We start from the raw sequence: 26,818 nt of genomic DNA, 5'->3' as shown, positions 1-26,818 counted from the left end.
GGGGTCTTCCGTGGGCCGTGTGGTCGCCTTTCTGGCCGGACCTGTCGTCCCCGCACCCGCGGGGGTCTTCCCGGGAGCGAGATCGCGATGCCGCTCATGTGGCTGTCGTCCCCGCACCCGCGGGGGTCTTCCCTGGCATCTCGCGATGCTGATCCGGGATTCCGTGTCGTCCCCGCACCCGCGGGGGTCTTCCCCAGCGCTTGCCCAGGATGCGCAGGCCCTTGGCGTCGTCCCCGCACCCGCGGGGGTCTTGCTGTTCCGCGGCCCCACATTCCGCACCATGTACTGTCGTCCCCGCACCCGCGGGGGTCTTCCCCCGACGGCGAGGAGGAACGTGACGATCGCCCCGTCGTCCCCGCACCCGCGGGAGTCTTCCCGAGTGGGACGCGATCGGCGCGACGCTGGCCCTGTCGTCCCCGCACCCGCGGGGGTCTTCCCGATCGTGGGGAGGGGGGGGACCCGCTGAGCGAGGGTCGTCCCCGCACCCGCGGGGGTCTTCCGACGGGGGAGGGGTGGGAGTACGTCGGCGACGTGTCGTCCCCGCACCCGCGGGGGTCTTCCCGTCAGCGACGACGGGTTCGCCCCGCGCTCACGGTCGTCCCCGCACCCGCGGGGGTCTTCCCATCGGCTCCTGGTGCTCCTTCGCCGCGCGGGTGTCGTCCCCGCACCCGCGGGGGTCTTCCGCCCCCGGCGCGTGGCCGGAGGCATACCCGAGGGTCGTCCCCGCACCCGCGGGGGTCTTCCGACCTCGGCGTACGCCCGCTCAGCACACACCTTGTCGTCCCCGCACCCGCGGGGGTCTTCCGTGCTGCCGCGAGGTTCGGACGAGGATGCCGCCGTCGTCCCCGCACCCGCGGGGGTCCTCCTTGCGCGGCGGCGTCCGTGCCACTAACCCTCGTGTCGTCCCCGCACCCGCGGGGGTCTTCCCCGAGTGGGCCACGGTGGCTCTCATCGCGGTTTGTCGTCCCCGCACCCGCGGGGGTCTTCCGAGGAGTGGGTGCGCGCGATCGGCGGGCCTGTCGTCGTCCCCGCACCCGCGGGGGTCTTCCCTGGGAGATGTAGGTCATGCGGATGGTGCCCTGGTCGTCCCCGCACCCGCGGGGGTCTTCCGTACGACGCAGCGAACACCGCGCCCCCGCCGGGGTCGTCCCCGCATCCGCGGGGGTCCTCCCGCGAAGGTCGTCGCTGAGACGGCCGCTGGGTTGTCGCGGCAGGCGCGGCGGTGGGGCTGTCGGGCCGGGCGGTGGGGTTGCTCACGCGGTGGTTCTCCAGCGGGGAGCGTCAAGGTCGGGCTCGTCGGGGCTGGTGAAGTGGAACGGCACGGCGAGGTGCTCGGCCAGGGCACGGCCGACCGTGTCCGCCTCCTGTGCTTCGGGCCAAGGAGGAACCGAACCGTTGAACAGCCGCATGTCACTGCCGTGCCGGATGCTCGCGAGCCGGTGCTCGGCAGGCGGATCGTCGGCCAGTGCTATCAGGTCCACGCACCAGCCGTCGGTGTCGCCGTCCCACACTGCTTCGATGGCCACCGTCCGGCCGGGCAGAGCCTTCACCTTCTCCGTCAGTGCCGGCAGGTTCAGCGGCGGGGTCGGGTAGCGCTCGAACCGCTGGCCGAGCTCCCGGTAGCGTTCCGCCACCACGTCGAGCGCTTCGTACAGGCCCGGCCTGGAATCGACCGGGAACGCGTCCCGCAGGCGCTTGACCGCCGCGATGCGATGGTCCTTGTGGATCAAGCTGTCCACGGCGGAACGGTCGGTGGCAGGCAGTTCGGCCCAGATCGGGGAGTCCATGACGGTATTCAAACGGTCGGGCTGACGTTGTGCATCCAGGGTGCGGGTGCTGTCTGGAAGCCGCGGGCGCCAGCCGGGCGCCGGGACTCTGCTCACGGGACGTCTGATCAGCGATGCTCCTGGCGATGGCTCAGAGCGCGGCCTCCTTCGACAGTCCGAAGAGCGGCAAGCAGGGTGCGAGGCCGGTGATCGTGGTGGCCCCGTGCCGGTGCGTCTCCCAACGGACGCGGGGCAACCGCAGGCGCCGCATCGTCACCCGGACGTCGCGGATGCTGTACTGCTCGACGCCGTCCTGTTCGTAGCCGAGCTTCTTGGAGACGGCGAAGGAACTGGGGTTGTCCTCGAAGGCGCCCGACAGCGCGTCGTGCGCGCCCAGACCGGCGAAGGCCAGGTGCAGGACTGCGGCACGCATCTCGGTTCCGATGCCCTGTCCCTGATGGCGCACACCGAGCCAGGAGGCGGTGCTGACCTGCCTCAGCACGGCGAAGTCGCGAGCGGCGACCTCCTGCAGGCCGACGACGCGGCCGTCCTTGAAGACAGCGAGGTTCAGCGCCCAGTTGTCCGGGACCCAGGTCCCCCGCCGCAACCAGTGGTGCTGCACCACGGAGCGCGCCCGCTCAGCGGGCGGCAGATCGGTCCAGGGCACGATGAACGGCATCCGGTCCGGCTCGTGAACGCCCGCGGCCGCCAGGTCGGCCAGTTGCCCCAGCTCCTCATCGGAGGGCAGCCGCAACTCCAGGTGGGGAGTCTTCAGGTGCAGCCCCAGCAGGGGCCAGTGATCCATCAGCATGAGTCATTGTCCGTGCGCGGCGCGACCAAGGCCACACGGTTATCCGTCCGTGCAGATCACTCGTCCAACTCCACTGCTACGTCGCACCGGTGGCACCTCAGCGGCAAACGGTCCGGGTTCCCCACCTCGCAGCACCGAGCGTCAGCGTTTCGGACAATACATCGCGGCTGCCGAGGCCTTGCCAGGTACGGCCGGTGCACTCGCGCCGGTGGAGAACCGCTGGGTATCCGCGAGCAGGACCCGTCCGAAAGTGCGTGTGTTCGACATCGCGATCGCGTCGTTGAACACCTCGACAACATCATGTCCGCGAGGGGGACCACGTTGACGCCAGTCGAACCACGCACCGGCAAAGCCAAAAGGCCGACGAAAGCGTCGGCATCGGACAGTCTCTCCAACGCTGAGAGGGAGTTGTACGGCGGCCGGCTCCGTTACGACCAGTCCTTCGTCCGCCACGCCGGCCCGCTCACCCGGTTGGGGTTCGGGCACATGGCGGCCGCGCTGCCGCGCATGGTCGCCATGGTGCTGCGCACCGGGTGGCAGGCCGACCGTCGGGCGCTCGCTGGCGTCGTGGCAGCTCAGGTCGGGCAGGGCGTGACGGCCGGGTGGGGGCTGGTGGCGGTCAACAGCGTCCTCACACGCCTGTTCGCCGACGGGCCGACGCGGGACAAGCTCGACGACGCCGTTCCGTCGCTGGTGGTGCTGGCGGCCGCGGCCGTGGCCACTGCCGTGCTGTCCGCCTGGTCGACCGCGATGTCGGGTCGGCTGGAGCCGCAGGTGGAGCGGGCAGTGTCGGCCCGCTACTACAGGGCTGTGACCGAGGTCGAGGTGGAGGCGACCGAGCGCCCGGAGGTCCAGCGGGTTCTGGAGGCAGGGAGGTTCGGCACCGACTCCGCCCGCAACATGCTCCGTCTGTCGGTGGGCGTGGGGAACGTGGTGATCGGCATGGCGGCGGCCGCCGCCGTGCTGGCCTCCCTGCACTGGGTGCTGCTGCCCATGCTGCTGGCGATCGCCGTGCCCAGGGGGTGGGGCGCGGTCCGCTCCGCGCGCCGCGACTACCTCTCGCGCCTGCACTGGGTCGACCACCGGCGGGCGATCGCTTCTCTGCTGGCCTACCTCACCCGCCCGCACGCCGCCGGCGAGATCCGCGTCCATGCGGCCGGCGAGAAACTGCTCGGAAGCTACGAGGAGATGTCGAGGCAGACGGAGGCGGAGCAGCAGCGCCTGGCCCACGCGCAGGCCTCGACCGATCTGGTCGCGGGCGGCTTCGCCGGTCTGGCGTCGCTGGCGTGCTACGGGGTGCTGTGGTGGCTGCTGTCGACCGGTCGGCTGCCGCTTGCCGTCGGTGGGACCGCGGTCATCGCGATCCGCACCTCGACGGCGCGGCTCACGTCGTTGGTGCAGCAAGTCAACCGGCTCTATGAGGAGTTGCTGTTCCTCACCGACACCGAGGACGCCATCGAGATCGCCGGCCGGCACGCGATCCCCCGCGCCGGTGCCGCCCTCCCGTCGCCGGTGCGTGCACTGAGGACGGAGAACGTGAGCTTCACCTACCCCGGTGCCGAGGCGCCCGCTGTGGACGGGGTCAGCGTGGAGATCAGGCGCGGCGCGGTCACCGCCCTGGTCGGCGTGAACGGGTCGGGCAAGACGACGTTGACGAAGCTGCTCGCCGGGCTGCTGCTCCCGGGCGAGGGTGAGGTGTGGTGGGAGGGTGAGAACGGGCAGCGCGTCGAGGTGCGCCAAGCCGACCGCGGGGAGGTGTTCGCCGCTGTCGGTGTCCTGGCGCAGGATTTCCCGCGCTGGGAAATGACCGCCGCGGCGAACGTGGCGATCGGTGCCGGTGACCGCCCGAGGGACATGTCGGCGGTCCGCCAAGCCGCCGAGACCGCCGGTGTGCGCGATCTGATCGAGGCGCTGCCGCACGGCTGGGACTCGATCGTGTTCAAGGGGTACGAGCGCGGGGTCCAGCTCTCCGGCGGGCAGTGGCAGAAGCTCGGCACGGCCCGCACCCTGTACCGCGACGCTCAGGTGCTCCTTGTCGACGAGCCGACCTCGGCGCTCGACCCGCACGCGGAGATCGCCGCGTTCCAGGGGTTGTGGTCTTTGGCACGGGAGGGGCGCGCGGTTGTCCTCGTCACACACCGTTTGGCGGCGACCATGAACGCCGACCACATCTACGTCCTGGCTGACGGCCGGGTCGTCGAGGACGGGTCCCATGCGGAGCTGATGGCCATCGAGGGCGTGTATCAGGGGATGTTCACCGCTCAGGCCGCCCAGTACGGGCTCGGGGCTGACGACCTGCTGCCCGGCCCCCGCACGGGGACGCCCACCGATCCGCAGGACGCACGGTGAACAGCGCCGTGTGGTCACCTGGTGAGCGTCGCCTTGGCCGGCGCGGCCCCGCGCCGCCGCGATGGGCTGCGACGTACCGCCGACGGGGACCTGCCCTATGCACGACGCCATCGCGCGGGCGCAGCGTTACGCGCGCGTAGCCACGGGGGGCAGGAGGGGGTTCTGCTCCAGGTAGGCGGTGGACTGGACGAGGGCGAAGGGCAGTTGGCCCAGTTCCGCGCAGAGTTCGAAGGCACCGTCGAGGTCGCGGTCGGCCAGTATGCCGGCCAGCAGGTCGTAGGACTCCTCGGGCGCGAGGACGTCCAGGTGGATCGTGGTGACGCAGTGGTTCCAGCCGGCGGCGAGGCGGCTGGTGATCAGGAAGCGGCCACGGTCCGCGCGGGCGATCAACGGTGCGATGTCGGCGGGGCCGGTGACGTTGTCCAGGACGACCAGCCATTCGCGGTGGGCTGCGAGCCACTGCAGTCCGAACTCGGCCAGCGCGTCAGGGGGCAGGGCCGCGGCCAGCGCGGGCTGGAGAGCGGTCGCCAGGTCGCCCAGGGGATTCTGCACGGCGGCCGCGCTGTCCGCGGTGAACCACCGCACGAGGCGGCACCGATGGGGTCCGGTCGCGGCCCAGTGCGCGGCCAGTTCGCTCTTGCCGACTCCGCCGAGCCCTCGCACGGCCTGGACGAGCGCCGCGCCGGGGCGAGCAAGGGCCTCGTCCAGTCGGTACAGTCGTCGGCCCGGCCGGCGAAGTGCGGCACCCCCGCAACGGGATGTTGTCGATACCGGCGGGTGCATCCGTCTTCGCTGCCGCCCGCAGCAACTCCGGCGGCAGGACGACGGTACGGGAGTTGTCCGCATAGATCCCGGTGTTCGCGAAGCCGCCATGCGACGCGTGCGCGCCGCCGCTGCCGTTCACCACCTGCCAGGTGGGATCTGCTCCGGGTACACCTGCGTACTCCTCGGCCATGCCGCGCCTCTCGTGACCAACGCCGCGCCGACGCATCGACGTTCGCGTCCGTCATGCTGTCGCGGCGCCCGCGGCAAGACACCTTCGGCGGAACCGCCGCGATGCCCTGGCCATGTGGATCGTGCCCGGAATACAGAGCGAGCGAAGCTGATCTAGCTTGACTCTGTCGGTGATCAACAGCGTCTCGACAACGCACATAATCACACCAGGGCCGCACCACTGCCGCATCAGCCATCAAGGGGCGACTGACACCCAACTGGTGCTCCAGGGAGGGACGTTGCTGGCACACTGAAAGGGCTATGGGCGAGGCCGCCTTGGGAACGATACGGGTGAACTGCCGCATGACAGGAACGGGCTTTGGACGGGGTGGACGCGCTCACGGCTGCGGGGCTGTGAGCCTTGCAGCCGACAGGGAACAGTGAGGCCCTCACTCCCGTCGCACTGCGACGGGGCAGGTCCACCGTACTGCCCAGTGGACTTCGACTCGCCCGGGGTGCCCGCCGAGAGGAACCGCGTCTGATGCCCAACGAGGTAGCCGCCAGCGACGACTGGCCGCCCAAGCAGCCGTCCGCCACCACCCGCCATCGGTTGCAGCACCGCTCGCAGAAGCTGCTTGCCACTCTCCTCGCAGACGGCGCGAGGCTCGGCCTGCCGCCGCTGACATGGACCCTCGCGGACAACGGCAGCCTCACGGGGACCACAAACATGCTTGACAGCACAGTGGACGAGCAACGCGAGAACATACGCCGCTGGGCCGACCACGTCGGTGCCACCGTGGAAAGCAATCCTTACAGCGAGTTCACCGAGGAACTGTACGCCCATTGGGAGATGGAAGTTCCCGGAGAGGCCGAGCCGGTCGCCGGCCACTTCAGAGCCACGCTCACCTTTCTTCCCTCCGTAGGCCTGGCCGATTTCCTGTCGGCCGTAGAGCCGCCACTTGTGCACATCGTCTTCCCCGAGAGCGGCGGCCGAGTCGGCGCCCAGCTTCTCCAGTGGTGTCAAGCCCCAGCCGGTCACTGGTCGGCCGAGGTCACCTTGTCCGTACCGCCTCTGGCCCTTGCCCAGATCGCTGGCGAGGACTACGCCGACGTACCCCGCTCGCGGGAGCGACTCCAAGGGAACACCTACGTCGTCTCCGTGGACACGCGACCACAGCCGAGTACCGCCGAAGTCCATACCGTGGGCTGCCAGACCATCGCCGACCCCGCCGAGTGGACCAGAATCATCCCCGTAGCCACCGCAGGCGACGCACGCAAAGTTATCGACCGCTTCGAGGTCACAGCGTGCAGCACCTGCAACCCGCAGCCGTGACAGCGCCCTGGCCGTGGGGGCCAGTCGTCAGACACCGACCAGCCGACCCCACCGCTCAATCCCGCCGTTCGAACCCTGAGCTGGACAAAACGCGCCGTGAGGATCTCGGCATCTCCCCTGCCCGGCTCACCATCCCTGTCCGCCCAGGCCACCCCGGGCCCCCGGCTATTGTTCCCGGGCCTGGTCCCAGGGAAGCCCACCTCGACCCACGCCATGACGCAGAAGCTCAACCGCCACGGAATCTCGGTCCGCGCGGCCCACAACTCCGCCCTCACCGCCCTCGCCGCCGACCTCCCCAGCCCCATCCTCGCCGACCTGACCGGCATGCACCGCCACACCGCGATCCGCTGGGTCACCTACGCCCGACGCGACTGGGCCGAGTACCTCGCAGCACGCGCCGAGGACCAACAGGAAGGCAGACGGTGACCGACCCGACCGGACGCAACGACGGGCGCACAGCCCAAGAAGTGCTCGACTACCTGGTCACGCACCTGAACGGCGCCCTGCGCCGCCCGGGAATGTATGGCGGTGAGACGGCGATCAGGCTCTACCTCGGCGCGGTGGCGTTCGCGGACGCCTCCGAGCAGGCATGGCAGCAGGAACTGAAGGACCTGCAAACCCGCCGAGGATTCTCCTCCACCGGCGTGAGCGGAGTCTTACAAGATCTGTGGGGTGATGCACACGAGGGCGCCGTGGCCTCGGTCTACGCCGAGATCGCACACCGTCAGGGATGGCTGCGACCCGACCGGACCCTCACCTCGGCCGAGTACCACGAGATCTGCCGCGGCTGCGAGACCTGGTGCCGCAAGGACCGTCTCCTCAGCGACGTCGTCACGGCGTTCGGCCCGCCCTCGGTCCTCTTCGGGGGGAACAACCCCAACTACCCCAAGACGCTGGCCTACGCGACCGACCAACGCGACGACACCCTGCTCTGCTTCCACCTCTGGAACAGCTTCGCCGCGGATCCAAGCTCGTCGTCGGCCTCCGTTCATGCCGAACCCGTCCTCTGGGCCTTCCGGCACGGCGGCACCCTGTTCACGGACGGCTTCACCTTCACCCCGGAGGGATCTGCCCACCGCTTGCCGGGCGCCAACCGCACCGAACCCGAGATCAGCAGAGGGAAGAGTGCACGGTCGGAATAACCCAGTTCGACTGCCGTCCCGGCTGCGGCAACGCCGTCCGCCTTGACAGCCACGCGACCGAACTGCTGGAAGAGACCGACCGCATCAACAAACTCGCGGCCCTCTCCCCGCAGCCGCCGGCCACGGGCCTCCGCATCACCGCCGAGCAATGCCGCGCCACCGCCGACACTCACCACGCCACCGCCCAACCTGCCGAGGACCTGTCATGACCGAGCAATCCACCCACGAGCGGAGACGCATCCGTGCCGCCATGGACCGGCTGCTCACCGGCCAGCCCACCGCCTCCGACGGCGCACTGCCCGTCGTCGCTCTCGCGGCCGAAGCTGGTGTTCACCGCATGGCCCGCCAAAAGCGCCATGCGGAGCTGAAGCACGAGTTCTACGAGCCCGTCCGCATTGAGACGAAGCAACCCCCGGGATCGGAAAAGCGGCTCCGCAGGACTGTGTCCGACCTGAAGGAAACCGTTGCCGCGCAGAAGGCCGAAATCATGGCGCTCCGGCACCAAGTCACTCAGCTCGCACTCGCCAACACCGTCCTCACTCGCCAGGCCACAAGCTGAGCGAGAGCTCGGCCGCCGAGGCACCAGCCAATGTCGTACCCATCCATCCGAAGGGAGAACGACCAGATGGGCACCTCCGACCGCAGGTCCGGACCACCTCTCCACCGATAGCACCTGGGCGTCAAAATCCAGGAGCCATTCGGTGATGTTCCAGGCAGGATGCCTCTGTGAACCATGTTCTGTGCGGGCTTGCCGTCAACGTAAGCCTGCCGTCCGAGCTGGTCGACCGGCTGATCGCGGTCGCGGACGCCGAGATTGCTGCGGACCTGGCTCGTCGGGCCGACCTCAGCCGCGCGCAGGCGGTGGCTCTGGCCTCTCGTGTCGAGGAAAGCGCTGTGTCGCTTGCGTATGCAGGTCTGCTGACCGCCGCAGACATCGATCCCGCGACGCAACCGGAGGTCGCGCTCGCCCTGCTTGATGAGCGTGCGGGATACCCGGAGTGGGCGCGCCACCTCGCAAAAGATCCAATCGTCGAGCGCCGGGAGAAGCTCGCCGCCTGTTCCGGCCTGCCGTTCGACGTGGTGGAGATGCTGGCCACCGACTCGGACGTACAGGTCGTCGCGGAGCTCGCGTTGTGGACGACACCGGAGACGGCCACCAGACTTGCGGTGCATCCGCATACCGAGGTCCGTCGCGCGGTGGCGGCCAACGAGGCGACGCCACCGGCCGTACTGGCGGCGCTGCTCACCGGCGAGGGGCTGCCACCCGCACAGCGTTGCCTGGTCTGCGACCGTGAAAAGGCGCCGTTCGTGCACGATCCACAATGCTCGCGACTCGACTGCGATCTGCCGTCCGGCGCCTCCTGCGGCACTTCCGCCGCCGATCATCGAAGAGCTACTGAGCGACGCCGACTGGCAGGTGGTGGAGGCGGCAGCCGCCAATCCTTCGCTGCCCCTCGCTGTCATGTCGGATCTGATACCCCGGCTGTAAGCCCTGGCCGCCATTTGAACTCTCTCCCCCGCCACGGAGCCGCCAGCGGGAACCCGAGCGCTCTCCCTACCTGCCCACGCGCTCGCACAGGGCGGCCAGGTCAGGGTGAACCGTCCGGTAGTCCCGCGCGACCTGGTCCCAGGCCAGGACTGCGCCGTACGACTCCCCCTGCTCCTGGCACAGCAGGAGTTCTGCGCCCTCCCGCGAGACCGCGAAGGGCAGCCATGAAGTGGGGACGGGAGGAAGGTCCGCCGGGGATGAGGACGCCTCGCCGTGACCGTGCGCGCGCTCGACGGCGCTCTCGCGCCCACCTGCCGTCTTCGTCCCGGTGCGCACCCGCACCCTGATGGCCGTGTCCGGCACGGCCGCCTTCACCGACGCCCGCGCGGCACACAACTCCGCACAGCCGTATGGCCGGTAGCCGCCCGGGAAGACCTCGAAGCCGTCCGGCCCGTCGGCTCCGTCGTGCAACAGGAGGAACGCGCGCAGGTGCGCGTGGAACGGGTCCGGCGTCTCGGCCGACCGGATCTCCTGCGGCCGGGCGGGTGGGCGCAGGGAGGCGCAGGCGGCGGGCGCGGCACGCAGGAGTCGCTTCTCAGCGTCGCGCCACACCTCGCGCAGCCACACGGCGGGCACTTCCGGGGACGGGACGATCTCCCACCCCAACTGCCCCCCGGCGCAGGGGCGGTGCGCGGCCGCACCGGGCATCCGCAACGGCTCGCCGGATTCCAGCACGTCCGCGAGTTCCGCGACCAGGGCCAGGAGATCGTGCCAGCACCGCTCGCCCCCGGCGCCGGACTCGGGGTCGAACCGCAGCACCGCTCCGTAGCCCGGCCCCTGACGGTGGTCGACCACCAGGTACTCACCGGTCGAGGTGGCGGCGAACGGTACCCACCACTCGGCTTCGGGGCACCCCGCGCCCGCGGCGCGCCAGCCGGCCATCCGGGCAGCGGGCAGCAGCCCGTACCTCGGCAGCAGTTCAGCGCCGGACGACAGCTCGCTGCCGTCGTGGGCCGACAGCAGCGCGACGAGGAAGGGGTGCGGGGGGAAGTCCTCGGCGACCGCGGCGATGTCCCGCGCGGAAGCGGGCCCCCGCAGCGCGGCGAAGTCCTCCGGCGCGTGAACTCGCAGCCAGTCCTCCACGCGGCGCCACGTCGCGGTGAAGTCGCCGATGGCCCGCCCGTCCACGAAGTTGTCCCTCCCCACAACCGAACCCTACTGCCCCGCTCGAAGTCCCCGGCCTCCGCCACGGCTGCGGGCCCGGGCGGTGCACGATCCAGGCAAGATCCTGCTGGACGTGGCCTTGGCGGTCGCGCCGGGTGGGGACCGCCTCGCGGACGTCGCGACACTGCGGGCCGAGAAGGCCGTGTTCGGGCCGTGTTCGGGCCGTGTTCGGGCCGTTGGCCTCCTACCCGACGGTCTGCCGCCTCATCGACACCCCCGGCGCCGGGGTGAGATTGTGCACCGGGGCTTGCTTCTCCCACGGTCGCCGAGGTTCGGTGGCGCGGGGGCGGGCGAGGCGGAGGATCGTGCCACCTGCGGCCAGGCTTCCCGGGACGGGGCACCAACGGCCAACTTGGGGGGCCTCGTGGCCCTTGCTCCACCGACGGGTCAGCGTGGATACGGCGTCCGCGAGACGGTTCGCTGCTTCCTGCATGACCAGCGTCCTCGCTGGTGCTGTGACCGCATAGGTTCACCGGGTGGTGCGAATCGTTCCTGCGCGCCTGGGTGCGCCTGGCAGCCTCGGGCCATCAAGGCACCGTCTTCTTCGCGGTGTGCTGGTCGCGTAGGTGGTGCTTCTGCGCGTCATCGGGGCCGTGTGGGTGTGGCTTACGATGCCGCGTGGAGCAGGTCCAGGAGGACGTATCCGCCGAACTCGGCTGTCAGCCCGGCCAGGACGGTCGCGGCGCCTGCGGCCGCGGACAGGCCGATCCACCGAAGCGGCGTGTGGTGCAGATCTGCCGGCAGCAAGAGCGCGGCGATGCTGGCGACGGTGATGGCGCCGATACACCACGTGGGGCCGGCCAGCAGCCAGGTGAACGAGCGGTCAGCCGGGTCGCCGTCGGTGCTGCGGAACCGCACGGTATAGGTGATGGCCACGGCCACCGCGATCGTCGCGACCACCCGGGCGTACGCGCGCGCCACCTTGTGCCGGGCGGGATCCGGGCATGTCTCCGGGACTGTTTGGGCGGGAAACGGCGGATGCGGGCAGCTCATGCCCTCACCGTAGGAGCAGGGGCCGTCGGGATGTATCCGTACAGGTACTCATCCGTCGAGCGAACCTACCAAGCGCGGCCCGAACGACGCGGAGGGTCACCGGAGACGTGCCAGGGAGTCGGGGAGAGCGTTTTCGATCAGCGGGGCGAGGTGCATGCCGAGTTCGAATCGGCTCCGTGCGCCGCGGCGGTCCATGAGGCTGCGGATGCGGCGCTGCACCGTGCGACGGGTGATGGACATCCTGCGGGCGATCTGGTCGTCGGTCATGCCGGTGCGCAGGAGGGTCGCGATGGTCCGTTCGGTCTCGTCGAGGTCGTTGTCGGTGGGGGCGTCGATGAGGTCGAGCGGTGTGCTGCGTACCCGCACCCGCGGGGGCCTTCCGCTAGCCGAGGCCCGCGCCCACGGACGCGCATGGTCGTCCCCGCACCCGCGGGGGACTTCACACGGGCACCGCCCATCTGCCGCGCGGCGCGCTGCACCTTGCCGGACGGAGTCGACGGGCCACGGTCAGGCGGTACAAGATCCGGGCAGTCTCCGGGCCGGTGGCCCGGACAGGGCTTCCGGGGCTGCCGTACGCGCAGGTCAGCGAGCCGCTGACGCCGTACCACCAGCAGACCAAGAACCTCCTCGTCTCGTACTCCCCGGAAGCGCGGGGTTTCCTCCAGTCCCTCCCCCGCGAAGAGCGCCTGACCGGAATCTCCGGCGGTCGGGCGCCCTTCGCTGTACCACGCCCGATGGGGCTGCGTGCCGGTGCCGCGAGGTCAGGAGGCCCCTTTGGGTGTCTTGTCGGCCTTCTGCGCCTTGTCGATCAGCCGCTGCTCCTCCGCCGGGAACTGGTCGAACAGTCTGCTCAGCGTGCTCATCCGGCCGTGGAAGTCGGTGCCCCACTTGTCTGCCGCGGCCCCGACCCAGGTGCCGGTCATCATCTGGTTCACCTTCTCGACAGCGGACCTGATGTTTCCCTCGGCGGTCTCCACCGCGGTCATGTCCTTCTTGCAGTCGTCCACGTCGCTCATTAGAGGACCATCCCTTCTGCAGCCCTCTTCGGTAGGGTTGTGACCTCTCGGTCCCGGCGGGTGCATGGCCATCGTCGCGAGCCGTTCGACGGCCAGCGTGAGTTCTGCCAGCCCTGCCGGGCCGAGGCCGTCTGATCGGCTTCAGGGACACGCCCCGCAGAGGGCCGATTAATGAGCTCCCGGCAGACGACCTCACCACCGGGCAGGTGCTCCGCCAGCGGTACAGGAGTACGACGCACGTGTTCATCGGATGGGACTGGGCGACCGAAACGCACGACGTGACGGTCATGGACGACACCGGCAAACGCATCGACCGGTGGGAACCGACCCACACCGAGGAAGGGTTCGCCAAGACCCTGGCCCGGCTGCGCAAGCACGCAGATCCCGCCGACCTGCCGGTCGCCATCGAGACCACCAGGGGCCTGGCCGTCGACCGGCTCCTGGCCGCCGGGCACCCGGTGGTGCCGGTGCACCCGAACGCCTTTCACGCGATGCGGGCACGCTGGGGCGCTTCCAAAGCCAAGACCGACGCCGGCGACAGCATGAAACTCGCCGACTACCTGCGCACCGACGGCCACCTGCTGCCCCGGCTGGAGCCCACCGAGCCGGCCACTCTCGACCTGCAGGCCCTCACCCGCCAGCGCGCCGACCACATCGAGGCCCGCATCGCCGCCGTCAACCAACTCGCCGCGCTCCTGGACGAACACTGGCCCGGCGGCAAGGCAGTCTTCGGCAAGCTCGACAGCGACATCGCCCAGGCCTTCCTGGAGCGCTACCCGACCCCGGCCTCCGCCGCCAAGCTCACCGCGGGGCGCCTGGAAACCTGGTGCAAACGCCGTGGCTACTCCGGCAAGAAGCCCGGCAGCGTCCTCATCGAACGCCTGCGCTCGGCCCCCACAGCCGCCTCCCGCCTCAGCGAGACGGTCGTCGAGCACCTCATCCGTGTCCAGGTCCAGCTCGTGCACGGCATACGCGCGACCATCCGCGCCCTGGACAAGGCCATCACCGAGGCCACCGCCACGCACCCTTACGCGCCGCTGTTCGCCACCCTGCCGCGCATCGGCACGATCAGCCTCGGCCAGGTCATCGGCGAGATCGGCCCGCTCCTGGAACGCGCCCAGACCTGCGAACAGCTGATCGCCGAAGCCGGCGTCGTCCCCGTGACCCGCGCCTCGGGCAAGTCCCGCACAGTCGCTTTCCGCTTCGCGACCAACCGCAGAGCCCGCGTCGCGCTCACGACCTTCGCCGACAACAGCCGACACGGCAGCCAGTGGGCCGCCAAGATCTACGACGACGCCCGGGCCCGCAAAAAGCGGCACCCCCACGCCGTCCGAATCCTCGCCCGATCCTGGCTCCGGGTGATGTGGGCCTGCTGGCGCACCGGCACCTGCTACGACCCCGACATCCACCAAGCCAACAACAAGATCAACACGACCGCCGACGCCCCCCTGGCGGCATAGAGGTTGACTCAGGAAACTCATGTGTCCTCCTCGGAGAATCGTCCGTCCCAGGCCGTCACGCTGCGGCTCTCATGAGACGGGCGCGTCGAGTGCGAGTGCGGGATCCGCGGGGCTGTGGTGGACCAGGTTGCCGATGAGCAGGACGTGCTTGCCGCTCTGGGCGATGTACGCCTGCGTTCCGCAGGTGCTGGTCAGGGCGGGGTACTGCTTGCCGGGCGTGCAGGAGTGGCCGTCGTTCGGGGTCTCCGCCAGCACCGTGGCGTGGTCCCCGTGGACGTACACGACGGCCGCCGACGAGTGGGAGACGTTCTGGGCCAGGGCGTAGAAGCCGCCGCCACCCGCGGGTGCCAGGTGCGACAGTTGCAGCGAGGCGATCGCCGTGTGGGCGCCGGGCAGGGTGCCGGACACGTGCAGGTGCCGGGGCGCCTTGCCGACCGGGATCGCCACGATGTCCGAGAGGTCCCCGGTGGCGGAGTAAACCGTTCCCGCCGGGTCCACCACGGCGCCGGTGAAGATCGGTTTCGACTGGTGGTAGAGGCGGGTGGACTTGCCGGCTTCGACCGCCCAGAGGTCGCCGCCCTCGCTGATGACGAGTGACCCGTCCGGGCGTTCGCCGATGGGCACCGCGTTGTCGGAGGTCGGCGGGACCGCGAGGGCGGTGGTGCGGCCGTCCTTGTCCGTCACGGGCAGTTCCCGGACCTGGGTGGGCGGGTTCTGCTTGAGGACGCCGAAGACGACGGAGCCGTCGGAGCGGACCACCATGGAGCCGTTGTCCACCCGGTGGTCGACCTGGACGTACTTGCCGACGACACCCCGCGGGGTCATCCGCATCACGTCGGGATGGTCGGCGCCGTCCCATTCCAGCAGGTACACGTCGCCCGACCCGGCGGTGGTCACCAGGGTGTCGCCGGACATCACCTCCTCGTTCAGGTCGTACCGGTCGCTGAGCGCACCGAGGTCGAAGGCGGCGACCTTCCCCGCGGTGGGTGTCGGCAGGCCGGCCGGGTCGGCCTTGTGGCCGCCGCCCGAGCACCCGGCCAGCAGGCCGAGCACCGCCGCCGCTGCCAGATACCGCTTGGTCCGGGTGCCGGGCCGTGGGCTAGTTGCCATCGAGTGACCCCTCATACGTCCTGAAACCGCTGTCGAGGGCGCCCATGACGCCGTCCGTCGTGGAGGCGATGCTCGTGCCGGTGAACCAGCTGGCGAAATCGGTGTTCTGCCAAGCGTCCGGGGACACGGTTCGGGTCTTGGGGTCGTACCACGACTGGTCGGTGGGCGCCGGTACCCTCCCCGACCGTATGAGTCCCTGGGCCAGCGCCGGCGAGTACGCCTTCTCGACGTCCTTGGCGTCATCCGAGTTCACGGCCTGCTGCGCGGCGGCGTTGCCGGTGGAGAACGGGTCGGTGGTCGGGGCTTTGACGGATCGGCTCCAGGTGGCGAGCGTCTGTGAGTACTTGAAGCCCTTGGTGACCACCTTGTTGGTGACGCCGTTGGGAGGGAGCCGCCCCACCGGTCGAAGTTCGTCCGGATCGTGCCGCCGTCCGAGGCCAGTGCCATCGCCAGATCCTTGAGCCGGTCGGCCAGTTGCCGTAATCGCTGCGGGTTCACACCCGCGAAGTCCGTCATCGTCCCCCCTTGGATGTCGTCGGCCGCACACGCATCATGCGTCGCATCGTGCACACGTGTCCGGCACTTCCAAATTACTTGCGAGGCACTCCGGCGTCCGCACTTGCCAGGCTCCTGTGACGTACCCAGGACAAAGGATTTCGCGGGCAGAACCCGGCCGGCCGCTGGGGCCGCCGGCCGCACCACGTCGCCGCAGCGGACCTCGGCACCGGTACCCGAACCGAGGATGACGGCCGGATCAAGGCGTCGCCCGGCCCGTCGACCACGTGCCGACGGCACAGGACGACGGGCCGGATCGAACGGCTCACGACGGGAGGCGAGAGGTTGGCCGAATACGGCGCCAACCGGACGGATCTGTCGCTGCGTGGAAGGCGGTGTCCTCGCCGGAAGGGTTCCGAGCGAGGTGGAGGGGGAGCAACGATGCGTATCAGGATGGTCGGTTTAGCTGCCACGGTCGCCGTGTTGACCGGCGGGGTGCTCGCTACCGGAGGGGGCGCAGCCGACGCTGCTGTGCCGACGCTGCAGATCACGGCCGTATCGAGCGAGGACTACCCGCTCGTCGTGGTCGTGAACTCCACTGGGGAGGTGATGGGCTGGGGCGAGTGGAGCCAGGACCCCTACAACGGGCAGCCGGGGGACGCCCTGAGGGTGGCCGACACGCTGACCGACGGGTACGCCGTCTACGGCTACCTCAGCGCCGACAACCGGGTGGCGACCACGAGCGGCCACACGGCCGTGTACGTGAGCCCGTGGGTGGGACCGAACCTTCCCGAAAACCACACGTACGACATGACGATCTGTGCACAGAGGAACGGCCTCAAGATCACCTGTAAGTCCCACCCCGTCACTTCCTGACTGCACGGGTTCCGCTGGCGTCGACACTGGGTGGGTCGGCGCCAGCACATGTTTCCGGGCGGCCGCTTGCCGTCGGAAGGTCGTTCCACGTCCTGCTCCACGTCCCGCTTGCCGGCGGCGGTGTCCTGACCGCTCCCGGGGCAAGGTCCCGCCGGAACCCGGCATCCCGCCGGAACCCGGCATCCTGCGTGCTCCCGGACCCGTTGCGCCGGCGGAAGGCGGCGTTGGATGCACGCGATGCTTGCACTGTCCGCAACAAACGACCCCCTCCCGAGGCAGGTGAGGCACTGTTACGGTCCGCACGTCGGAGCGAGCAGGAGGCGCACCTGCTGCGACGACGCGTTCACCCGCGCGAGACGTCCAACGGCAGTGACGGCCACGGCAATGCCGGCCAACGGCGGTGACGTCCGCGGTGAAGGCTCGCTCTGCCTGGTACCCGACCCGGTGTTGCGTCGTGGAGGCGATGTCCATGAAGTCCTGCTGCCCGGAAGTCCCGGCGAGCGATGCCACGGCTGCCCGAACCCCCGAGCGGGCGACGAGTCGGCGCGGACTCCTCGCGGCGGCCGGCGGCGTCGGCCTCACCGCCGCCGTGCTCCCCGCGGGCCGAGCCGTCGCACAGACGTCCGTCCAACGGGAAGGACCTGCCCGCCGGGGCACGTCGGTGGTGCTCCTCGGGACGCAGGGCGGACCGCCTCCGGACAGGAACCGTGCGGGCATCGCCTCGGCCCTCGTCGTCGACGGCGCCACGTACCTGGTCGATGCGGGCCGCAAGGCGGTCTCGCAGTACGTCGGGGCCGGCCTCGCGTGGGCCGACCTGCAAGCGGTCTTCGTCACGCACCTGCACGCGGACCACGTCGCGGAGCTGTTCCAGGTGTTCCTCCTCGGCGGCTTCGTCCTCCCCGGGCAGGGCGACACCCTCACCGGACCGCTTCCCGTGTACGGTCCGGGGCCCGCCGGAGGTCTGCCCCCGACGTACGGGGGAGGCCAGTCGCCGACGACCAGCCCCCACGACCCCACGCCCGGACTCGAAGGCTTCTTCGACCACGCGAACGCCGCCTTCGCGTACAGCACCAACGTCTTCATGCGTGACTCGGGCATCCGGGAGACGCGCGGCCTCGCCGACGTGCACGAGATCGCCCTTCCCGTGCACGCGGACTTCCAGCACACGTCCCCCGTCATGCGGCCTTTCGTCGTGATGGAGGACGATCGCGTCCGTGTGACGGCCGTGCTGGTGCCGCACGGCCCCGCCTTCCCCGCCTTCGCCTACCGCTTCGACACCGACCACGGCTCGGTCACCTTCTCCGGGGACACCGCCCGGCACGAGAACGTGGTCACCCTGGCCCGGGGTTCGGACGTGCTGGTCCACGAGGCCATCAACGTGCGTGGAGGGTCCGGTCCCGAGGCGCTCGCCGACCACCTCCTGCAAAGCCACGTCGAAGTCCAGGAGGTCGGCCAGGTCGCGCAGAGCGCCGAGGCGGACCGGTTGGTGCTGAGCCACATCGGTGACATGGCCGAGCAGACGCTGGACCCGCGCAAGTGGAAGCGCTGGGCCCGGCAGGGGTACGACGGGCAGGTACTGGTCGGCGGCGACCTGGACGTCGTCCGTCTGCGGTGAACCCGCCGCCGCTTTCCGCCAGGCGGTCAGTTCGACACCACCGAACCGCGCCGGCTCCTGCCCCGTCGGAGGAACGGCCTGCGTCAGGCGTGGGCCGGACTGACGAGACGGCCGTGGTGGATGAGGGAGGCGGCCTGCTTCAGGCGGCGTACACGGATGCTGATCTCGTAGCCCTTGATGCCGTCGACGCGGGCGAGTCGGCCGGTGAGATAGCGGTAGAAGTCCGCCGTGTCCCTGGCGACGATGACGGCGATGATGTTGTGCCGCCCGCTCATGGCCCCGGCGAAGGCGCATTCGTCGTGCCGGCTGATCTCGTCGCCGACGCGGTGGAGGTCGGTCAGGTCCACCCGGATCCAGAGGGTGGCGTTCAGTTCGTATCCGAGCCGTTCGGGTAGAGCGTCGACGTCGTAGGTCAGGCTGCCTGAGGATTCGAGGGTTTGGAGTCTGCGCGCGACCCGCGGAGTGGACCAGCCGGTGAGTTCCGCGAGGCGGGTCTGAGAAGCACGGCCGTCCTCCGCCAGTGCGTCGAGGAGTGGGGCGTCCTCGGCGGTCGGAACGACAGCCGGCCCCGCGGGGACCGGCCGCTCCACGGTGAGGCGCCGCACCTGCTCCGGGGTGAGGGAGGCCTCGTGACCGGTCCAGCCCGTGGTGCCCGGGGCATTGAAGGAGTGGAGGAGCAGGTCGACGCTGACGCCGAGGACGGAGGCGACCTGCGGCAGACGGCTCAGGAGCAGGTCCTCCCGACGCTCGCCCGAGGGTGAGCGGACGATGCAGATGATCTCCGAACCGCCGGAGGCGATGCTGGCATAGGTGATTTCGGGCCTGCGGGCGAGCGATTCGGCGAGCGGGTCGACGCGGCCGGGCCGGCAGTGCAGGCGCGCGACCCACTCGACCTGGCCGTCCACCGCCGGGTTCACCCGGCCGACGACGCGCAGGACGCCGTCGCGGCGGAGCGCGTTGTACCGACGGGCCACCGTCTGTTCGGACGCGCCGATCACCTCACTGATACGGCGGAAGGCCGCACGCGGAGCGCACCGGAGGGAATGGATGATCCTCCTGTCCGTGTCGTCCGTCATGGAGGCATCATCACACGGTGCCGGACCGCGGTGGAGTTTCTCCGACGGAGCAGGCCGGATCGCTGGCGATTCCGTCCGTCGAAGGCGAAGCTGGCGGCCGACTTCGCGGAGGGACGGACCGGCACGGTCCCTGAGGGCCTGCCGTCTTCTCCCCCGCACCCGCTGATCGCGGCTTCCCGCCGCTGAAGGAACGATGTCGTGCCCCGCAGCCCCCGAGTCCCCCAGGTCACGGGGCCGGCTCTCTGCGCGCCGAGCGCCGCGGGCCCGGCAGGATCCGCCGGACAGGCCCTCGCCCCACCGCACGGATCACCCCCTTCGGGGCAGCCGGCGAGCCGACCGCGGACACGACCGGCCCACCACCAGCAACCCGCACCAGAACCGGAGCCCACCATGAGCATCGTCGACAGGCAGCGCGCCGCGTACGAGGCCCTCGCCGCCAGCGGCGCCGACGGGCCGTTCCTGACCGAACGGCCCGCGCTGTTCAGCCCGGCCGCCGCAGCCCAGGACATCCTGAACGTACGGGGCACCTACGGGCGATTCGCGCAGATCCTGCTGCCCCTGGAGTACACCCACTGGACCGAGGAAGCCACCGCCCACGTCCGGTCCTGCTACATCGGCGACTGGACCTCCCTCCACAAGGTCCGCGTCCGCGGGCCGCAGGCTCTCGCCTTCCTCAGTCAGTTGGGCATGCGCGACCTCTCCCGCTTCGGGACCGGCCGGATCAAGCACCACGTCCAACTCGACGACAACGGCTATGTCGCCTCCGAAGGCGTCCTCACCCGCACCGGCGACCAGGAGTTCGTCTACACCGCCGGAAGCTGCGACTGGCTGCTGTGGCAGCTCTCCCTCGGAGGATGGGACGCAGAGGCCACCGACATCAGCGCCGAGCGGTTCATCTTCGGCGTTCAGGGCCCCCGCTCCCTGCCGGTCCTGGAGAAGGCCACCGGAGAGGGCCTCCGCGACATCGACTTCGGCCGCGGCCGGCCCACCCACGTCAACGGCATCCCCGTCGTCATCCTGCGCACCGGCATCTCCGGCGAACTCGGCTACGAACTGCACGGCGCCACCGACGACGCCGAGGCGGTGTGGACGGCTGTCCTGTCCGCGGGCGAGGAGCACGGCATCCGCCAGCTCGGCTTCCGCTCCCAGCCGGTCCAGCACATCGAGGCCGGCATCGCCACCAACGGACTCGACTACCTTCCCGCGTCCATCCCCACCCCCGGCGCCCCCCGCCAGTTCCGCCGCGGAACCCCCGGCGGCAGCTTCGTCCCGACCAACGGCCTCACCGACTACTTCCGAACCCCCGGCGAACTCGGCTGGGGCTTCCGCAACGATGTCCCCGACCGCCGGTTCGTCGGCCGCGACGCCCTCGCCGCCCAGGCCGCACGCGGCGGACCCGCACGTGTCCTGGTCGGCCTGGTGTGGAACCCCGAGGATGTCGCCGGCGTCCTCACGTCCCTGTTCCGAGACGGCGAACTCCCCGACCAGATGGACGTCCCCCGCGCGCCCGGCCCCCACTTCGACCAGGTCACCATCGCCGGCGCCCCCGTCGGGGTCGCCACCGGACGCACCCTGAGCCCCGCCCTCCGTGCGACGATCTCGCTCTGCGTCATCGACCGGGCCCACGCGGCGCCCGGCACCGCGGTCGATGTGATCTGGGGCCGGCCCGGCACCCCGCAGCAGACCATCGGAGCGGTGGTCGCCTCGCTCCCGTTCAAGCCCGACCACCGGCGCACCGACGTCACCCTCCTCTGACGAACCGAGGAGCCTACGGACGCGCAACCGCCCCTCGCGGCAGGGGCGTTGGACAAGGCGCCGGAGAAGGCCGTGTCCGCCCGGAGCTGCCGCGCGCGCCGACTTCCGCGAGGTCCTCACCCCCGTGGTCCGGGCCCTGGCGCATCTCACCGAGGGCCGTCCCGCTGCGGCGGCATCCCTGCCGGCCGCGCTGGGCGAGAAGACGGAACTCCCCGGTGGAGTGCCGTCGGGCCGCGGGCCGGTGGTTCCGACGCCGGCGCGGGCGGACGAGGGCTGATCAGGTGTGCCGGACGGCGGTTCGGCCGGGAAGGTCCGGCGGGTTGCGATGCCGTGGGAACCGGAGCCCGGGCCGACGATCCGCGGTGATCGGTCGGGATCAGTCGGGATCAGTCGGCGGTGGGCAGGCTGCGGGCCACCGCGGTTGCCAGGGCCGTCGCGTTGGCGCGCTGTTGCGCGGCCGAGCCGGGACCTGAGACGTCCAGCAGCAGCGTTTCGGAGATGAGGCCGTGGGCGCCCCGGTACGTGCGGTAGAGCACTTTGACCGTACACGAACCGCCCGTCTCACCGCCCTGCGCCCGGACGAACGCCTGTCGTCCGCCGAGCCGTACCGGTTGGCCGTCGTCGTCGGCGGTGGGCGGCTGCCCCTGGTCGAAGCGGAGGTCCACCTCGGCGGAACTCCCGGACCCGCGCCATCCGCAGCTCCAACCGCCCACCCCCGCCTCCACGTGCCGGGAGTCCAGACCGGCGACTTGGCCGAGGGCGGCGGCGTTCAGCAGCGCGCACGCGTTCGATCGGATCAGCGAGGACCGGTCGGCCGCCGCCACCGGACTGCGCCGGGCCACCCCACCGCGGTTGAGCACCCCGGTCGCCCGGTCCGCCGCCGTGTCGGCGAGCGCGCACACCCGGGTCGGGCTGCCCGCGGCGGCCTTCGCGACCACCCTCACCCACGCCCCCTGCGAGGTCCGCAGCAGCCGTTGGCACTCCTCGTCCTCCAGCGGCTCCGACACGACCGTCACCGAGCCGACCCGTTCCACCTCCGCCAGGGCGGACGGCTCCTGTGCCCCGGCGAGCAGGAAGGTCGCCGACACGTCGACGACCACGGCGCTCCCCCCGGCACCGCCGGTTTCGTCCACCAGCAGGTCGCAGCGGTCGAAGTTGGCGTAGGCCGGGTCGATCTCGACCGATCCGTACCGGGCCAGCGAGTCGGGTGCCAGCAGGCTGCACGGATCGGCGGAGTAGACGTCGCCGACCGGCCCGCCGGGGTTCCGCCCCGGGTCGGCCGGCGCACCCGCCCCCGAGGAGCCGGCCCGGCCCCGGAACGGCTGGGCCACGGTCACCACGGTCGCGGTGGCCGCCACCAGCGCCAGGGCCGCCGTGCCCGCCACCGCGGCGCGGCGCCAGGTCCACGCCTGTCCTCCCGGGGGGACCGGCGGTCTGTCGCCGTCCCCGGGCGGCCGCACACAGGCGCACGCGCCGCCCGCCAGCTCGTGCAGTTGCCGCGCGGCCTCGGCGGCGCTGGGCCGCGACTCCGGCCGGCCGGACAGCAGCGCCCGCAGCGGTGCGGAGAGCGCGCCGGCCCGGCCACTGTGCACGACACGTCCTTTCCTGGCCAGTTCCAGGTAGGCCACCGGGTCCTCCGCCGTGCCGTAGGGCGACCGCCCCTCCAGTGCGGCGTGCAGCGTGGCGCCCAGCGAGAACAGGTCCGCCGCAGCCGTCAACCGCTGGCCACGCGCCACCTCGGGGGCCATGTAACGCGGTTTGCCGTAGACGCCGCCGTTCCAACTGCGCGAGTCCTCCCGCCACAGTGCGCGGGCGATCCCGAAGTCCGTGAGCTTGGCGAAGTCCCCCTCCGCCATCAGCACGTTGTCCGGGGTGACGTCGCCGTGCACGACGCCGGCGCGGTGCGACACCTCCAGCGCGACGGCCAACTGGCAGCCGATCGAGGCCACTTCACCGGGCGGCATCGTCCCCCGCTCCGCCAGCGTCTGGGCCAGGCTGCGCGACGCCACGTACTCCATGACGATCCAGCAACCCCCCGGCGAGTCCACCAGATCGAAGACCGAGGTGATGTGCGGGTGGTGCAGCCTCGCGGCGTTGCGTGCCTCCTTCCGCAGCCGCTTGACGGCCATGCCCTCCTGCGACCGGGCGCGCTTGAGGGCCACCTGCCGCTCCAGCCCGCTGTCGTAGGCCAGCCACACCTCGCCCATGCCGCCGCTGCCGATGCGCCGCACGAGCCGGTAGCGGCCGGCGATCTCGTCCCCGTCGTCCGGCATGACCCCTACCCCCGTGATCCCGCCACCCACCCGGTAGCCCGAGGTGACCGTTGGAACACACAAGGTAACGCATGGTAGCGCCGACCCGCAGCGTTCCGCATGGACGGCCATCCGGACCGCGTCCGCCCCGACCGAAGCACGCCACCACCTCCCCCTCGTGCTCGACGGAGCGCGGCCAGGAATCGTCAACAAAAAGATGACGTGAAATCGATGTCCACATTGTCACCAATCTTGTAGCGTGCTCGACGCCTTGACCCGAGGCATCGGCGCAGCACTTGGTACTCGATGAGGAGACTCCATGCAGCGGCTCCACGCGTCCTTGGGACGCACCCCCTTTCCCCCCGCGGGGCCCCCGGCACGACGCGCCCCGGTCCGCGGGCGCTCCCTGCGCGGCATCGCGATCGCCGGTTCTCTCGCCCTCACGGCGGTCGTGACGCCGGCGTCGCTGGCCGCCGCGTCCACCCCGCACGTGCCGGGCCACGTCGTGGACGCGCAGGACGCGGCGCTCGCGTTCGACCCGGCCTCCTACACGCCGATCACCGTCACGATCGACGGCCAGCCGGTCAACCTGCGGTACTACAAGGAGATCTGCTACGTCGCCGACCCGGTCGCCGCGGCCCCGCAGCAACCCGGCCTGGGCGGAACCACCACCATCCAGAACACCCGCTGCGGCTACGAGTCCATGAACGTGTTCGTGCCGGAGAGCGCGTTCGGCGACCAGCGGGCGCCGATCTACTTCGCCGTGAACAACGGCGGGTGGATGGCCAGTTACATCAGGCCGAGCATCACCGAGGGCGCGTCCTACAGCAGTGCGACGAGCAACGTCGGCGCGGCGCTCAAGGCCGGCTACGTCCTCGTCGACGTCGCGAACCGCAGCCGCGGCCTCGTGGGGGCGGACGGCTCCTCCCCGGGGAAGGCCCCGGCGGCGGCCGTCGACGCGAAGGCGGCGGTGCGCTACCTCCGCCTCAACGACGCGGCCATGCCCGGCAGCGCCGAGCGGATCGTCGTCAACGGCACCAGCGGCGGCGGAGCGCTCGCCTCGATCCTGGGCGCCTCCGGCAACGACAGGGAGTACGACCCGTACCTGGCGGCGATCGGGGCGGCGGGCATCGACGCGGCAGGCCGCAGCACGCTGCGCGACGACGTGTTCGCGGTCGACGCCTACTGCCCGATCACCGACCTCGGCAACGCCGACACCGCCTACGAGTGGCTGTACACCGTCCTCGGCACCCGCGACGCGACCGGCCAGAACCCGCAGCCGGCGGACGCGGCGACGATCGCGGCGAAGTTCGCCGCGTACGAGAACGGCCTGGGCCTGCGCAACCCCGACGGCTCGCCCCTCACCGCGGCCACCATGCTCGACACCATCAAGAAGGAGGTCGTCCGCTCCGCGGAGACCTACCTCAGGGCCGACCCCGCCCGCACCATCCCGGCACTGGGCGAGGACTTCGTCATCACCTCCCCCGGCCCCGGCGGCGGCACGACCACGTCGTACGTCAACGACTGGCTGGACGTCGACAACGCGGCGGACACCGTGCGCGCGGTCGACATGACGAACTACCTGAAGTTCGTCGCCACCCAGCAGGCCCTGAAGACGACACCGGCGTTCGACGCGGTCGGCGTCCACGGCAACACCACCAGCGGCACCGAGACCAACCTGTTCGGCCCGTCCACCCGGACGTACATGAACTACACCGAGTTCGGCTGGGACCACAACGACGTCGCGGGCGACGGCAGCGGCCTGGACGACACCGGGCTGACCTGGAAGCAGTACACCGCGAGGAAGAGCACCACCGTCGACGACCAGGTCCACCTCATCGACCCGATGGACTTCATCGGCTCCACGGCCGCCGACACCGCGCCCAACTGGTACGTCCGCGCCGGCACCCGGGACCGGGACACCTCGTTCACCGTCTCGATCAACCTCGACCGGGCACTCGCCGCCGACCCCCAGGTCCGCGACGTGAACTACCAACTCGCCTGGAACCAACCGCACGCCGGCAACTACGACGTGCCGGAGGCGATGGCCTGGATCGCCAAGGTCGTCGGCAAGGCCGGCAACCCGCCCGCCGCCGGCAACCTGCCGTAGCACCTCCCGCCCCGGCCAGCCGGAAACAGCGGAAGCCACGCGGGTCCAGGCGCTCGGCCGTCCTTCTCCGGCCGAGCGCCTGTCCCGCCCCGGCTCCCGGAGCACCACCGCGCGCGAGCCCGCCCGCCACCGCGCGGGCCCACTCCCCCGGCGCACTCCACGCTCCGCTTACGCATCCGGCTCCGCCGTACCACCTCCGGCAGGGGCGGGAATCGGCCACGCTGCGGCCGATTCGAGGAGGGGCGGCCGGGCGGGGGCGCGGTGCTCCCTCCCGCCGGCCCGGACCAGTAGTGAAGCATTGCCCAATGATTAATGCACGCTTCTCGGAACCCATCGAACGGCCGCGGGAAAAACCGCAGATGCGGGCTTCCTTCGCACGCATTCGAAAAGGGGTTCGCCCGCGTACGAAGGCCCGGTTCCCCGGTCCCCGCCCTCACTCCGGCACACCGTGCGACGCCCGATCCACCAGCATGGAATCGGCCAACCCCGAAGGAATAATCAGTCTTTCGGACTCACGATGCGCGCTCATGTACGCTGACCAGGCCGCGGAGGGGATGCGGCGAGTGGCGGATTAACGACCGCGCCGCCCGAGTGCGCCGGCAATACGTCGGCGCACGCCGGGCAGACGGACGGCACGGCCGTTAATGCGATTGCAGGAGAAGAGATACGGGGAGGGGACATGACCAATCCTTTCGATGACGAGTCCGGCACCTTCGTCGTTCTGGTGAACGACGAACGGCAGTACTCGCTGTGGCCGGCGCACCTTGATCGCCCGGACGGCTGGATCGCCGACGGTCCCGAGGGGACGCGCCAGGAATGTCTGGATTCGATCGAGAAGGTGTGGACCGACATGCGGCCCGCCAGCCTGGTCCGGGCCATGGAGAACGAGGCCGGCTGACCCCGTCCGCCCGGGACGCGCCGCGCGTCCCGGGCGGACGGGCCGCTTCCGCAACCCCGATCGCCGCAGTCGAATTCCCCGCACCGCCCCTGCCGTTGGGGCCGTGCCGGGCGGA

The 26,818-nt window shown here is 70.8% G+C and carries 22 protein-coding genes, 2 pseudogenes and 1 CRISPR repeat array (1 of these 25 cut by a window edge); of the genes and pseudogenes, 13 read left to right on the top strand and 11 right to left on the bottom strand.

The genetic code is table 11. The features are described from left to right. Positions 1-1,171: direct repeats of the CRISPR family, unit length 28 nt; unit sequence GTCGTCCCCGCACCCGCGGGGGTCTTCC; it reaches 1,789 nt to the left of the window's first position. 82 nt (positions 1,172-1,253) lie between these two features. Beyond that, complete coding sequence (locus RVR_RS34655) at positions 1,254-1,787, bottom strand: hypothetical protein (protein ID WP_202237880.1); 534 nt, start codon at positions 1,785-1,787, stop codon at positions 1,254-1,256. Positions 1,788-1,917: 130 nt separating this feature from the next. Further along, positions 1,918-2,571: a GNAT family N-acetyltransferase gene (locus RVR_RS34650; protein WP_346731497.1), complete on the bottom strand. Its 654-nt coding sequence runs from the start codon at positions 2,569-2,571 to the stop codon at positions 1,918-1,920. A 306-nt stretch (positions 2,572-2,877) separates the two neighbouring features. Here RVR_RS34650 and RVR_RS34645 point away from each other — a divergent pair, with 306 nt between their 5' ends. After that, positions 2,878-4,926: an ATP-binding cassette domain-containing protein gene (locus RVR_RS34645; RefSeq protein WP_202237878.1), complete on the top strand. Its 2,049-nt coding sequence runs from the start codon at positions 2,878-2,880 to the stop codon at positions 4,924-4,926. A gap of 126 nt (positions 4,927-5,052) precedes the next feature. Here RVR_RS34645 and RVR_RS34640 read toward each other — a convergent pair whose 3' ends face one another. Then, the gene (locus RVR_RS34640; protein WP_202237877.1) at positions 5,053-5,589 is read right to left on the bottom strand and encodes a hypothetical protein; all 537 of its coding nucleotides are present in this window, start codon (positions 5,587-5,589) and stop codon (positions 5,053-5,055) included. 811 nt (positions 5,590-6,400) lie between these two features. Between RVR_RS34640 and RVR_RS34635 the strand changes: the two genes are divergently transcribed. The 5 genes and pseudogenes from RVR_RS34635 to RVR_RS38230 all read left to right on the top strand — a co-directional run. Continuing rightward, positions 6,401-7,192 (top strand): hypothetical protein, encoded by a 792-nt coding sequence (locus RVR_RS34635; protein ID WP_202237876.1) that lies wholly within the window; start codon positions 6,401-6,403, stop codon positions 7,190-7,192. Positions 7,193-7,405: 213 nt separating this feature from the next. Continuing rightward, positions 7,406-7,618: a hypothetical protein gene (locus RVR_RS34630; protein ID WP_202237875.1), complete on the top strand. Its 213-nt coding sequence runs from the start codon at positions 7,406-7,408 to the stop codon at positions 7,616-7,618. Further along, positions 7,615-8,334, top strand: coding sequence for a hypothetical protein (locus RVR_RS34625; protein WP_202237874.1), 720 nt, complete (start codon positions 7,615-7,617; stop codon positions 8,332-8,334). The genes RVR_RS34630 and RVR_RS34625 overlap by 4 nt, the downstream gene beginning before the upstream one ends. Positions 8,335-8,539: 205 nt before the next feature. Further along, positions 8,540-8,893, top strand: a complete 354-nt coding sequence (locus tag RVR_RS34620) for a hypothetical protein (protein WP_202237873.1) — start codon at positions 8,540-8,542, stop codon at positions 8,891-8,893. Positions 8,894-9,060: 167 nt separating this feature from the next. Further along, a pseudogene (locus RVR_RS38230) lies at positions 9,061-9,708 on the top strand (hypothetical protein); the annotation flags it as partial. Positions 9,709-9,889: 181 nt separating this feature from the next. Here the strand turns inward: RVR_RS38230 and RVR_RS34615 are convergent. Continuing rightward, a complete protein-coding gene (locus RVR_RS34615) occupies positions 9,890-11,029 on the bottom strand; it encodes an SMI1/KNR4 family protein (RefSeq protein WP_202237872.1) in 1,140 nt (379 codons plus the stop codon). Positions 11,030-11,069: 40 nt separating this feature from the next. Here RVR_RS34615 and RVR_RS39255 point away from each other — a divergent pair. Beyond that, positions 11,070-11,271, top strand: a pseudogene (locus RVR_RS39255) (hypothetical protein); the annotation flags it as partial. A 382-nt stretch (positions 11,272-11,653) separates the two neighbouring features. On the opposite strand, the gene RVR_RS34605 reads toward RVR_RS39255, so the two are convergent. From RVR_RS34605 to RVR_RS34595, 3 genes are all read right to left on the bottom strand, one after another. Further along, positions 11,654-12,040, bottom strand: coding sequence for a hypothetical protein (locus RVR_RS34605; RefSeq protein WP_202237871.1), 387 nt, complete (start codon positions 12,038-12,040; stop codon positions 11,654-11,656). A gap of 96 nt (positions 12,041-12,136) precedes the next feature. Further along, positions 12,137-12,406, bottom strand: a complete 270-nt coding sequence (locus RVR_RS34600; RefSeq protein ID WP_202237870.1) for a helix-turn-helix domain-containing protein — start codon at positions 12,404-12,406, stop codon at positions 12,137-12,139. A gap of 395 nt (positions 12,407-12,801) precedes the next feature. Continuing rightward, entirely contained in the window at positions 12,802-13,056 is a 255-nt protein-coding gene (locus RVR_RS34595) for a hypothetical protein (protein WP_202237869.1), read from the bottom strand. Between the two features lie 239 nt (positions 13,057-13,295). Between RVR_RS34595 and RVR_RS34590 the strand changes: the two genes are divergently transcribed. Beyond that, positions 13,296-14,516, top strand: coding sequence for an IS110 family RNA-guided transposase (locus tag RVR_RS34590; protein ID WP_202233593.1), 1,221 nt, complete (start codon positions 13,296-13,298; stop codon positions 14,514-14,516). 69 nt (positions 14,517-14,585) lie between these two features. Here RVR_RS34590 and RVR_RS34585 read toward each other — a convergent pair whose 3' ends face one another. Then, positions 14,586-15,626 (bottom strand): hypothetical protein, encoded by a 1,041-nt coding sequence (locus RVR_RS34585; protein ID WP_202237868.1) that lies wholly within the window; start codon positions 15,624-15,626, stop codon positions 14,586-14,588. After that, on the bottom strand, positions 15,616-16,026 hold the full coding sequence (locus tag RVR_RS34580) for a hypothetical protein (protein WP_202237867.1): 411 nt from the start codon (positions 16,024-16,026) through the stop codon (positions 15,616-15,618). The genes RVR_RS34585 and RVR_RS34580 overlap by 11 nt, the downstream gene beginning before the upstream one ends. A 536-nt stretch (positions 16,027-16,562) precedes the next feature. Here RVR_RS34580 and RVR_RS34575 point away from each other — a divergent pair. Both RVR_RS34575 and RVR_RS34570 read left to right on the top strand, forming a co-directional pair. Then, on the top strand, positions 16,563-16,997 hold the full coding sequence (locus tag RVR_RS34575) for a hypothetical protein (RefSeq protein WP_202237866.1): 435 nt from the start codon (positions 16,563-16,565) through the stop codon (positions 16,995-16,997). A gap of 463 nt (positions 16,998-17,460) precedes the next feature. Next, positions 17,461-18,612, top strand: coding sequence for an MBL fold metallo-hydrolase (locus tag RVR_RS34570; RefSeq protein ID WP_202237865.1), 1,152 nt, complete (start codon positions 17,461-17,463; stop codon positions 18,610-18,612). An 83-nt stretch (positions 18,613-18,695) separates the two neighbouring features. Here the strand turns inward: RVR_RS34570 and RVR_RS34565 are convergent, their stop codons facing one another. After that, positions 18,696-19,688 (bottom strand): Lrp/AsnC family transcriptional regulator, encoded by a 993-nt coding sequence (locus RVR_RS34565; RefSeq protein WP_202237864.1) that lies wholly within the window; start codon positions 19,686-19,688, stop codon positions 18,696-18,698. A gap of 390 nt (positions 19,689-20,078) precedes the next feature. Between RVR_RS34565 and RVR_RS34560 the strand changes: the two genes are divergently transcribed. Continuing rightward, the gene (locus tag RVR_RS34560) at positions 20,079-21,443 is read left to right on the top strand and encodes an aminomethyltransferase family protein (RefSeq protein WP_202237863.1); all 1,365 of its coding nucleotides are present in this window, start codon (positions 20,079-20,081) and stop codon (positions 21,441-21,443) included. 386 nt (positions 21,444-21,829) lie between these two features. On the opposite strand, the gene RVR_RS34555 is transcribed toward RVR_RS34560, so the two are convergent. Next, positions 21,830-23,716 (bottom strand): serine/threonine-protein kinase, encoded by a 1,887-nt coding sequence (locus tag RVR_RS34555; RefSeq protein WP_202237862.1) that lies wholly within the window; start codon positions 23,714-23,716, stop codon positions 21,830-21,832. 298 nt (positions 23,717-24,014) lie between these two features. On the opposite strand from RVR_RS34555, the gene RVR_RS34550 reads away from it, so the two are divergent. Both RVR_RS34550 and RVR_RS34545 read left to right on the top strand, forming a co-directional pair. Next, positions 24,015-25,805, top strand: coding sequence for a subtype B tannase (locus RVR_RS34550; RefSeq protein ID WP_202237861.1), 1,791 nt, complete (start codon positions 24,015-24,017; stop codon positions 25,803-25,805). A gap of 679 nt (positions 25,806-26,484) precedes the next feature. Then, positions 26,485-26,703 (top strand): MbtH family protein, encoded by a 219-nt coding sequence (locus tag RVR_RS34545; protein WP_202237860.1) that lies wholly within the window; start codon positions 26,485-26,487, stop codon positions 26,701-26,703. The last annotated feature ends 115 nt before the right edge of the window (positions 26,704-26,818 follow it).

It is taken from the genome of Streptomyces sp. SN-593 (genome assembly GCF_016756395.1).
Taxonomy (GTDB): domain Bacteria; phylum Actinomycetota; class Actinomycetes; order Streptomycetales; family Streptomycetaceae; genus Actinacidiphila; species Actinacidiphila reveromycinica.
Note: the sequence above shows the minus strand (reverse complement) of the source record. Positions and strands in the feature narration are given on the sequence as shown.